Source organism: Mucilaginibacter sp. P5_A4 (assembly GCF_056400605.1).
The window spans coordinates 71,688-82,249 of record NZ_JBFUKX010000026.1 but is presented as its reverse complement, the minus strand read 5'-3'; the positions used below and the strand labels follow the sequence as shown (position 1 = coordinate 82,249).

Genomic DNA, 10,562 nt, shown 5'->3' with positions numbered 1-10,562 from the left:
AAGAAAAACGCATTGAAATATGGAAAACTGAAGGAGTTTCCCACATTCCAACACGACAAGCAAGCCACAACAATTATTCTTTATCTTTAGAAAATGGTAAACCCTATTCAGGACTAAAATAAAGTGTAAACTAAACACCGTACTAATCAGTAAAAGTGTAAACTTTTTTCAGGACGAGACAAGAGAATACATTTTATAACGCAAAAAACAGGCTAATCAGCCTGTTTTTGCGTTATATGGTAAGGATTATATCGTCCTGTTCAAATCCCATTTCTCCAGGTAATCAGCAACGCGCCGAACAAATGATCCGCCCAGCGCACCATCAACCACACGGTGATCGTATGATAACGACAAGAACATCATGTGACGGATTGCAATAACATCGCCTTCAGGAGTTTCAATTACAGCCGGTTTTTTCTTGATAGCACCTACTGCCAGGATAGCTACTTGCGGCTGATTAATAATAGGCGTACCCATCACATTGCCAAACGAACCTACGTTGGTAATAGTAAAGGTACCTTCCCGTACATCATCCGGCAGTAGTTTTCCAATCCGGGCCCGGTTTGCAAGATCATTTACTGCCTTGGTTATCCCAAGCAGGTTTAATTGATCGGCTTTTTTAATTACAGGCACAATAAGGTTACCACTTGGCAGTGCTGTTGCCATACTGATATTGATATTAGCCTTTTTAATGATCTGTGTGCCGTTAACCGTAATATTGATCATTGGGAAATCCCTGATCGCTTTAACTACAGCTTCAATAAATATCGGGGTGAAGGTTATTTTTTCGCCTTCACGTTTTTCGAAGCTATTCTTTATCTTTTCGCGCCATAGCACCAGGCTGGTTACATCGGCTTCAACAAACGAGGTAACATGTGGCGAGGTATGTTTGCTCATCACCATATGATCGGCAATAAGGCGGCGCATCCTGTCCATTTCAACTATTTCATCACTACCCGAAACTGAACTTACCGATGAAGGTTCGCTTATTGCTGGTTTTTCTGTCGGCGTTGCAGCTTTTGGCGCTTCTGGTAGTGGAGCTATTGCCGGCTCACTTGCGGGTACTGCAACACTTGTTGCTTCAACAGAACCATTTTCACTGATAGCCGGCGCGCTCCCCGCAGGGTGCTGTACAGATGTTTGAGTTTTTTGACCAGCCGGTGTTTGCTTATACTCAATATAACTTAACAGATCATCTTTAGTAAGGCGGCCTTCCGAACCAGTTCCCGGGATACTATCAAGTTCATTAATACCGATACCTTCCTGGCTCGCAATATTGCGTACAAGAGGCGAATAAAATCTTCCTTCACTTTTAAATGCCTGCTCATAAACCGAAGCACTTTTTTGTTCAAGTTGACTAATGCCAGGAATATCTGCCGGTACCGCAATTGCCGGTTTTTCTTCAGTAACTTCGGGGGTTTCAGCGACTGGTGTTTGTTCTTCAGGTTGCCCTTCTATTGATGCAGGGGCCTCCTCAGCGGGAATATGTTCCACAACCGGTTTTTGTTCTTCTGCGTTAGGGTGTTGTACTAATGAGGGTTCCTCTACCGGGGGAGCCGGATGTATTTCTGACACAGGAGTTGCCACTTGTTCTTCAGTTTCTATAATTGCAATTACTGCTCCTACCTGTACTACATCATCAACCTGGTAAAGTTGTTGAACCAATTTACCAGATACAGGAGAAGGTACATCAGAGTCAACTTTGTCTGTTGCAATTTCCATTACTGCTTCGTCGGCATCAACGCGATCTCCTGGGTTTTTATTCCATTTAATTACGGTTGCTTCCGCAACGCTTTCTCCCATTTTTGGCAATAACAGTTGGTATTGGGCCATTTTACAATTTATACTTTTGCCCAAAATTATGCATTTTGAGCCTTAATCTGCAACTTCTGTTAGTAAAGTATTCAACATTGATAACGCCATTACAGCGCTCCTTTCAATGTTTTGCTGTCTTTTATTGCCAAATGTGTATTTCTTTATTAACATTTTATCTTTACTTGAAACTGCAACCCACACTGTACCAACGGGTTTATCCGCAGTACCTCCATCAGGCCCGGCCACTCCTGTTACGGATATGGCAAAATCCGTCTTAAAATTTAATAGTGCACCTTCAACCATTTCTTTTGCAGTTTGTTCACTTACGGCCCCAAATTGCTCAAGTGTTTGGTGTTTTACACCTAAAATATGTTCCTTTAACCCGTTTGAATAGGTGATGCCCCCACCCAAAAACACTTTTGATGAACCTGCATGCTGTGTAAATAAATGCGAAATATATCCGCCGGTACAGCTTTCGGCTACAGATAATGTAAGACCTCTTCCGGCCATTTTATCAAGGATAGCTTTTTCGAGTGGGATATCCCGGTCGACTACAAACACAGGCCCAATGCGTTCGATTATTTTACCCGCAAATTCATCAATTTGCTTTTGAAGCTGTAAAACATCATCACCAAAAGCGCTTAAACGCAACCTAACCTGGCCCAATTTGGGTAAATAGGCTAATTTAATGTAAGATGGGAGTTGGTTTTCAATATCAGCTATTCGCTCGGCTAAAAATGATTCACCCTCTCCTACGGTTAAAAGTGTTTTATGAATAATAGATGGCAGCTTTAATGTATTGGTTATCTTAGGAATCACTTCGTCTTCCATCATGTACATCATCTCGAAGGGGACGCCCGGCATTGAGATATAAATAATACCTTCATGGTTAAACCACATACCCGGCGCTGTGCCGTTTTTGTTTAATACAATCTCGCAATTTGCAGGTACTTGTGCCTGCAACCGGTTAACTTCAAGCAAAGGGCGATTGTATTTAGCAAAAATACGTTCCACATTTTCAAGTGCTTCCTTATTTTCAACAAGACCGACACCAAAATATTCGGCCAGTGTTTTCTTGGTGATATCATCTTTTGTTGGCCCCAGGCCTCCCGTAATAAATATAATTTTTGCTCGTGCCGCAGCTTCGGCCAGGGCTTTAAGTATATGATCTTTATCATCAGATACAGACGAGATTTGTTTAACCCTGATACCTATCTTATTTAACTCCTTAGCCATCCAGGCCGAATTGGTATCAACAATTTGTCCGATGAGTATTTCGTCACCAATGGTTATGATCTCTGCCAACATATTAATTAATAAAAATTTCTGCTACTTGAATAATCGTTTCGTTTACTCAGTTTCAAATCCTGCAAAATGGTTGATTTAACCTTTAAGGTAACGTTGTATGACTTTAAATAGCCAAATGGCACCCACTGAAACGAAAGATCCCAGCAATGCAAATCGCGATAAATGGAAAAAGAGGTGGCGCTGCTTAGCTTGGCAGCTTTAAAATCATAGTTTGTTGAATATTGAATCTTCCATTTTTGCGTGATGCTTACATCGCCGCTAATCATGAGCGTATTACTTGTAGATACATTATTTAAGTAATTACTATAGCTATAACTATAGTTAAGCGATATATTCCAGGGAACATTAAAATCCACATATGAGTTGGGGTCACTGTTGATCAATGCCAGTCGCTGTGCCTGCTGGGCCCCAATATTTTGTAGGGTATTTACATTAGGGGTGCCCGGTGCCTTGGCTGTAGTAGAGTTTAAACTACCGCTCATAGAAATGCTGACGGCACTTAATTGAGGGAACTGGCCGTTAGACCACCTGTATTTATTAACAAGCGTACTGGTGCGTACAATGGCGTTATTTGAAATAGAATCATGTACACTAATAACGTACGGATTAAATGAACCACTGAAGCTAACATTCACTTTTTGTTTAAACAGGGCTGTGTGCCCCGAAAATTGAATATTTGAAAGCTTCATGGAATCGGCCGCGAAATTATAGAATGTTGAAAAAGATAGCCCCTGCAACAGGGTGATCTTTCTATCGGTACCCGATGTATCCGTACTTTTTGCTTTTAATTTGGCCTCAATCATATTATCCAATGAAAAGCTGATACCAGCCTGCTTGCCGCTGGATGGGTAGCCATAAACTCCGTTTTCAAAAATTGAGTATTTTTGATAAGTGTACGGGTATGGTACACTTGCATTGCTTACAGCTGTTTTGTAATACCCATAGCTTGGATCCGAGAAATCCGGCGTATAACCAAAACCAATAGACGGGGTCATTACGTGCCTTATTGCTTTTAAATTGCCTTTAAAATTTAATGTACCGTATAATTTGGTTGACAGGCCGGTGCTAAGGCTATAATTACCGGCACGTTTAAACCCTTGAATAGTATCAACAAGCAACTGATCTGAATTGGAGATACTGCCGCGTTCAAATCTTTTATTTACTGATTGAAAATACCAGCGTTCGGTATAATTTACACTACTGTTAAACTGAAAATATTTAAGCACATTTAAACCCAAACTTACAGGAATCTGGTGCTGAAATCCATTTTGTAAACGCTTGGTAACTGTGCTTTTAAACAACTCCGATTCGGGGATGTCATTTACTTTATTGGTAGCGTTCATGTTATAGCTAACCGTTATTTTTTGATACCATTTTTGTTCGCCTACCCTATCCTTTGAATCGAAAGGGTTAATGGACGACATACCAAAGGCTATAGTTGGTAACTCTATGGTAATTTTTTTATTGGCAATATCCTGGCTATGGCCAATACCTACGCTCATGTTAAAGGGTGTACCGGCCCATGTTTTCCCGTAAGATATGCTTGAACGCAAGCTGCTTTGCGCGGCAATCGTTGGGTTATAATTTGAGTTTGACGGGTTGCGGGAAAAATAACCAGATGTACCCGCGTTAACTGACGCGCTGAATGTTGACCCCGGGTTGGCGTTAGGATCCTGGGAATGGGTCCAGTCAATATGGATATCCTTCGCCGGGGGATCGCCGGGCAAGTTGTAGTTATGTGATCCATAACTTAAAGATAAGTTACCCGTATATTTATAGCGTACCAGGTACCTTGCAGTAGAGTTTACTTCATATGACCCTTTGGAGTAAATTGTACCTGTTGTGGTTAAATCCATATAATCGCTAAGGCCCAGGTAGTAGCCAAAACCAGCCAGTTTAAAGCCCAGCTTTGCGTCTTCGCCAAAAGTGGGTAAAATAACCCCGGATGTTCGCTGGTTAGGTTTAGGGAAGAAACCAAACGGGATGGCCAGTGGTAACGGCACCCCCTCTATTTCCAAATATGCCGGCCCGGATATGATCCTGTTTTTTTCACCTATGCCCTTTGTTATCACTATACCAAAATGTGTATCAGGATAAGGCAAATCGCAGGTACTGAAAATCACATTACGGTAAGCAACCTCGGTTTCATTTAGTTTTTTTGCCTGGCCGCCAGATATAAAGTTACCTTCCTGCTCAGATGCAGGGTTATAAAGTTTTCCTTTTTTAGTATTATAATTAAACAACAACGAATCGGATGCTACGGGCTTTTCGCTTTTTGATTTGGATAATGGCCTGCCAATATAGCGCTTGGTGCGGGGGTCAATACTTCCGCTTGCAAAAATCAGGTGATTTTTCTGATCAACCCTTATGTAATCGGCGTCAAGCTCAAAATCCTCATAGGTTACCCGGGCGCGGCCATACAGGTATAAAATGTCGTGTTCATTATCAACAATAGTGGAATCTTCTGCTACTGCCTTAACTTCTGATTGTATGCCCCCCTTTTTTTTAGTAGTATCATCTGCAGGCAACGCACCTTTATTAACCGGCGCGGGCTGCTTTCCGTTTATTCTTTTTTTATTAGTGTCAACTTTATTTCTGGGAGTATCAACTTTAAGAACGGTATCGGCGGCAGGGTTTATTTTAAAGGTATTGCCTAAGCCCTGGCCATCGGCATTTTGAGTTGTCTTAGTTGGCTTAGATTTCTTAACTTTAAGGAGTTTCTTATCTCTGGCTTTGGTTGTGTCGAGTTTGATGATGGTATCTGCGCCTGATTTGTGGCTATGCCCGATAAATGTACCTTTGCTTTCAGCAACAAGTACGTTTACTGTCAAAATAATTGCAAGCAGAAAAAAAAGAGATATGAATTTCAAAATTGATTATGAATAGTATTTTTGCAGATATTAGTTAACAGCGTTCAAAAATAATGAAAAATAGGGCATTGAAAAGATTCATTTATAGTTTATCGGTTTTGCTGGCACTTGTTTCATATTTTCCGGTTACAACTTATGGTTTCATAAAAACAGATACTGTTATTAGTAGTGGTTTTAAAATAAAAACTATTGTTATCGATGCGGGACATGGAGTGAAGCGTTCAGGCAATGAAGGTCATTTTTCTCCTGGCGCATCCGGCTCCTTTTCCTTAGAAAGGAATGTAACGCTTGCCATTGCCTTAAAATTGCAAAATGCTATAGAAAAAGATATGGCGGGAGTAAAGGCAGTTTTAACGCGCACAACCGAGGATGATGTTTCATTTGAAAGACGTGCCGAAATAGCCAATGAGAATAAAGGGAATATTTTTATATCAATACACTGTAACTCACTATCGGATAGACGGGTAAGAGAGCAGGTAGGAACCAAACGCCGTAAACCGGTTTACCGTACGGTTAGTGTACCCGATCGATCTGGTAAAGGCGTATTATTGCTGGTGTATGGATTGCACCGTTCCAAAGAGGAAGAAAAAACGATAATAAATAACCAGGTTGAAGAGGACTCGGGAATGGATGCCGGATTAGACCCTGATGATCCCATAACCATTATTTTAACTAACGAATATAAAAGAAAATTCAGGCAGCAAAGTATCAAGCTGGCCACTTTGATTAACAGTGAATTTGTGCAAACAGATGGCCGCCCAAGCGAAGGCTTAAGGGAGCAGGGTATATATGTGTTATGCCACACTGCTATGCCCTCGGTTTTAGTGGAAACAGGCTATATAAATAATCCGCAGGATGAAGCATACCTGAATTCTGAAGATGGACAAAACGAAATTGTTAGCTCCCTGGTTCGCGCCTTATTAAATTATAAAAACGAGATTGAAAAAATATCTCAATAATAAAAGTATTTGTTTGCCGTTAGCTGTCAAGCTAAATCAACGGGTTAAATGTATATTATAATAGTTACAAATATTGCCTGTGGTACACGGTAAGTGCTTCTAAAAATTTAAACAACATCACACTACTTATTAATGAAAATTTCAAACGAAACAAAAATTGGCGCACTTACAGTAATTTCCATTACTATTCTGATACTGGGATATAGTTTTTTAAGAGGCAACGATGTTTTTTCGGGGTCAAATAAATTTTATGCAGTTTATAACAGCGTAGAAGGCCTTGGCGTATCAAAACCTGTATTGGTAAATGGTTTCCAGATAGGCCGGATCTCGAAAATGGAGCTTCAGCCGGATGGTCGTACCATCGTAGAATTTAAAATTGAGGAAAAATACGATGTACCTAACAACACACTTGCAAAGCTGGAAAGTACCGATCTTTTAGGTAGTAAAGCCATTGTTTTTGAACTGGGGAACAGTAAAATACTTGCCGAGAACAAAGACACTTTAAAAGCTGATATACAGGGAAGCCTTGCCGAGAGCCTGCAGCCAATTCAAAAAAAGGCCGAAATGCTTATTAATAAACTCGATTCATCTCTTGCGGCAATCAACAAAATATTGAACCCCAACTTTCAAAAAAATGTTGACCGAAGCTTCATGAGCATTGCCAACTCACTGCAAACATTAGAAGGAGTTACCAAAAAGATTGACAATTTGGTAGGCACTCAAACAAAACACATTGATGTTATACTTTCAAATGCCGAAGTTGTTTCTGATAATTTAAAAACCAGCACAGTACACGTTAATGGCATGGCTACCAATTTTGAAAAAATAAGCAACGATATAGCCGCATCAAACATCAAAAACACCCTGGATAATGCAAACAAAGCCATGGCCGATTTGCAGGCTACCATAGCTAATATCAACTCGACAAAAGGAACATTAGGCTTATTGATGAACGACGATAAAGTATACAAAAACATGGATGCCGCCACCAATAGTCTTAACAACCTTTTACTTGACTTAAAGGCGCACCCAAAACGGTATGTAAGTTTCTCTGTTTTTGGAGGGAAAAAAGATTAAAAACGGAAGAAAGAATTAATACAAAGAAAAAAGGCGGTAATCACAACGATTATCGCCTTTTTTTGGACTGGAGGGTGTTAATCTGAGAATGATTAATAAATTATCATACATCTAAAATCTGCACATTTGAAACGGCGAAGCCCTCAACGGAGTTAATTTGCACATCAGCATCTATTATTCTATACAAAACGTTCTTCCTTCAATTGCCAGTTCGGTAGCAGGGAAAACACTTTTTGCTTCATCCAGTAACTCATTTAAAGTTTTATACCTGGCCGAAAAATGGCCGATCAGCAATTTTTTAGCATTTGTTTTTAACGCAATATCTCCTGCTTGTAGCGCCGTAGTATGATAAGTAATATTCGCCCTATCCAGCATATCATTTAAAAAGGTAGCTTCGTGATATAAAAGTGTGACGTTGGCTATCTGTTTAAAATATTGCTCACCATATAACGTATCTGAACAATAAGCATAGGATTTAGGCTCTTCAGAATCAATGGTAAGATCTTCGTTTTTATAGACCTTCCCGGTTGGCGAAGTATAATCAGCACCCTTTTTTAAAGCCGTAAAATATGCTACCGGGATCTCCATTTCTTCTATTATCTCCTTACGTAACTTACGTAATCGTTTTTTTTCCCTGAATATAAAACCGGTACAGTCAATCCGATGATTTAGCGGAATTGTTTCTATAATGATATCATTATTATTCACAATAACTTCGGCTTTTTGCGCATTGGTTTGGGTAAAGGCCAACGGAAAATGAAGTGTAGTTTCAGAATACTTTAATTGCAGGTCTATGATCTCCATTAAATGCGGAGGGCCGAAAAGATATAGCGTTTTTTTTCGTCCGTTAAGGTGCATTGATGAAAGCAAACCTACCAGGCCCAGGTAATGATCACCATGCAGGTGGCTGATAAATATGTAATCGATGCGGCTTGCTTTAACTTCAAAGCGCAGCATTTGCTGCTGGGTACCTTCGCCGCAATCAATTAAATACAAGTGATCATTAATATTGAGCACTTGTGCTGTAGGATTCCTGTTAAAAATGGGGGTGGCAGAACTGCTTCCAAGTATTGTTACCTCAAATTTCATACCCGGTAAACAATCATTGGGTTATCTTGATTCTTTTTTAAGTTCTTTTTCAATTTCTTCCATGAAAATAAGATCGACGCCTTCTTCAGAAGTTGGTACTATGGTTAGTACGTTATCTAATTGAGAAATAGTGATCAAACGCGAAACAGCATCATTTAAACCCGCAAGAATAAATACGCCAGACGCATTTTTACATAGACGATGCCCAACCAACAGGCTGCTTAAGCCAGATGAATCGGCAAATTTAACTTGAGAAAGATCAAGAATGATATTTCTTTGCCCTTCCGTATTGATCAATATCAGCTCAGATTTTAACTGAGGTGTTACTAATGAATTCAATTTTGATTCATTGAGCTTCACTAAAATGTATTTCTCGTGTTTATCGACAGCAAATTTCATTCTTATTGAAAATTATTAAGCTAAGATAAGATTATTTTATTTGGAAATAAAAATTACATGTTATTAAGCGCATGCTTTATAGCACTTTCTACCCTATCCAAAACATTCGTGGTATCCGATTTTACAAATGCCTCTCCTGTAATTTGCTCATAAAGCTCAATATAGCGTTCAGATATCGATTCAACAATTTCTTTTGTCATAACAGGAACAACCTGCCCATCCTTACCTTGAAAACCGTTTTCTATAAGCCATTTTCTTACAAACTCCTTTGAAAGCTGTTTTTGTGGTTCGCCTTTTTGCTGACGCTCCTCGTAACCTTCCTTGTAAAAATACCTTGAAGAATCAGGGGTGTGAATTTCATCAATCAAATAAATTTCGTCACCAACCTTTCCAAATTCATATTTGGTATCAACCAGTATAAGCCCTTGTTTTGCAGCAATTTCGGTACCTAGTTTAAACAAAGCTTTAGTATAACTTTCCAATTGAGCATAATCACCGGCAGATACAATGCCACGTGCCAGGATCTCTTCTTTTGAAATATCTTCATCATGCCCCACCGAAGCTTTAGTAGTTGGCGTGATTATAGGCTCGGGAAGGATATCGTTTTCCTTTAACCCTTCGGGCAGTGCTTCACCGCAAACCTGTCGCTTACCGGCGCTGTACTCCCGTGCGGCATGGCCCGCTAAATATCCGCGAATTACCATTTCTACCTTAAAAGGCTCGCAAATGCGGCCTATAGTAACACTTGGGTCCGGAACTGATATAACCCAGTTAGGTACAATATCACTTGTAGCCTTTAAAAAACGGGCGGCTATCTGGTTAAGCACTTGCCCTTTATAAGGAATAGCCTCGGGCAGTACAACATCAAATGCCGAGATCCTATCAGATACTACCATAGCAAGATACTTGTTATCTATGGTATAAACATCCCGTACCTTACCCTTATAATAACCGGTTTGCCCGGGAAAATTAAAATGTGTTTCTTTTATTGAATTCATTGTTGAATTAGATTTGAGATTTGAGATGTGAGATTTGAGACTGAAGA

At 39.8% G+C, this 10,562-nt stretch carries 8 protein-coding genes; 2 read left to right on the top strand and 6 right to left on the bottom strand.

Annotated features, from left to right (window positions below; translation table 11 throughout):
- Window positions 1–246: 246 nt before the first annotated feature.
- Genes AC1DQW_RS16310 through AC1DQW_RS16300 form a run of 3 tightly spaced genes read right to left on the bottom strand, consistent with a single transcriptional unit; the run spans window position 247 to window position 5,954 of the window.
- The gene (locus tag AC1DQW_RS16310) at window positions 247–1,833 is read right to left on the bottom strand and encodes a dihydrolipoamide acetyltransferase family protein (RefSeq protein ID WP_477455065.1); all 1,587 of its coding nucleotides are present in this window, start codon (window positions 1,831–1,833) and stop codon (window positions 247–249) included.
- A 42-nt stretch (window positions 1,834–1,875) separates the two neighbouring features.
- Window positions 1,876–3,123, bottom strand: coding sequence for a competence/damage-inducible protein A (locus AC1DQW_RS16305; RefSeq protein WP_477455064.1), 1,248 nt, complete (start codon window positions 3,121–3,123; stop codon window positions 1,876–1,878).
- Window positions 3,124–3,128: 5 nt separating this feature from the next.
- A complete protein-coding gene (locus AC1DQW_RS16300; protein WP_477455063.1) occupies window positions 3,129–5,954 on the bottom strand; it encodes a putative LPS assembly protein LptD in 2,826 nt (941 codons plus the stop codon).
- Window positions 5,955–6,061: 107 nt separating this feature from the next.
- On the opposite strand from AC1DQW_RS16300, the gene AC1DQW_RS16295 reads away from it, so the two are divergent.
- Window positions 6,062–6,952: an N-acetylmuramoyl-L-alanine amidase family protein gene (locus tag AC1DQW_RS16295; protein WP_477455062.1), complete on the top strand. Its 891-nt coding sequence runs from the start codon at window positions 6,062–6,064 to the stop codon at window positions 6,950–6,952.
- Between the two features lie 132 nt (window positions 6,953–7,084).
- Window positions 7,085–8,029 carry an MlaD family protein gene (locus AC1DQW_RS16290; protein WP_477455061.1) on the top strand — a complete coding sequence of 315 codons (945 nt, stop codon included), beginning with the start codon at window positions 7,085–7,087 and terminating at the stop codon, window positions 8,027–8,029.
- A gap of 174 nt (window positions 8,030–8,203) precedes the next feature.
- Here the strand turns inward: AC1DQW_RS16290 and AC1DQW_RS16285 are convergent, their stop codons facing one another.
- From AC1DQW_RS16285 to AC1DQW_RS16275, 3 genes are read right to left on the bottom strand one after another with little or no spacing between them, the layout of a single operon-like run.
- Window positions 8,204–9,118: a ribonuclease Z gene (locus AC1DQW_RS16285; RefSeq protein ID WP_477455060.1), complete on the bottom strand. Its 915-nt coding sequence runs from the start codon at window positions 9,116–9,118 to the stop codon at window positions 8,204–8,206.
- A gap of 21 nt (window positions 9,119–9,139) precedes the next feature.
- Window positions 9,140–9,517, bottom strand: a complete 378-nt coding sequence (locus AC1DQW_RS16280; RefSeq protein ID WP_477407353.1) for an STAS domain-containing protein — start codon at window positions 9,515–9,517, stop codon at window positions 9,140–9,142.
- 53 nt (window positions 9,518–9,570) lie between these two features.
- Window positions 9,571–10,515, bottom strand: a complete 945-nt coding sequence (locus AC1DQW_RS16275) for a phosphoribosylaminoimidazolesuccinocarboxamide synthase (RefSeq protein ID WP_477455059.1) — start codon at window positions 10,513–10,515, stop codon at window positions 9,571–9,573.
- Window positions 10,516–10,562 lie beyond the last annotated feature (47 nt).

What these genes read in the sequence shown, in the direction of transcription:
- AC1DQW_RS16275 (WP_477455059.1), bottom strand. Translation starts at nt 10,515, where the DNA reads ATGAATTCAATAAAAGAAACACATTTTAATTTTCCCGGGCAAACCGGT.
- AC1DQW_RS16285 (WP_477455060.1), bottom strand. Translation starts at nt 9,118, where the DNA reads ATGAAATTTGAGGTAACAATACTTGGAAGCAGTTCTGCCACCCCCATT.
- AC1DQW_RS16305 (WP_477455064.1), bottom strand. Translation starts at nt 3,123, where the DNA reads ATGTTGGCAGAGATCATAACCATTGGTGACGAAATACTCATCGGACAA.
- AC1DQW_RS16290 (WP_477455061.1), top strand. Translation starts at nt 7,085, where the DNA reads ATGAAAATTTCAAACGAAACAAAAATTGGCGCACTTACAGTAATTTCC.
- AC1DQW_RS16310 (WP_477455065.1), bottom strand. Translation starts at nt 1,833, where the DNA reads ATGGCCCAATACCAACTGTTATTGCCAAAAATGGGAGAAAGCGTTGCG.
- AC1DQW_RS16280 (WP_477407353.1), bottom strand. Translation starts at nt 9,517, where the DNA reads ATGAAATTTGCTGTCGATAAACACGAGAAATACATTTTAGTGAAGCTC.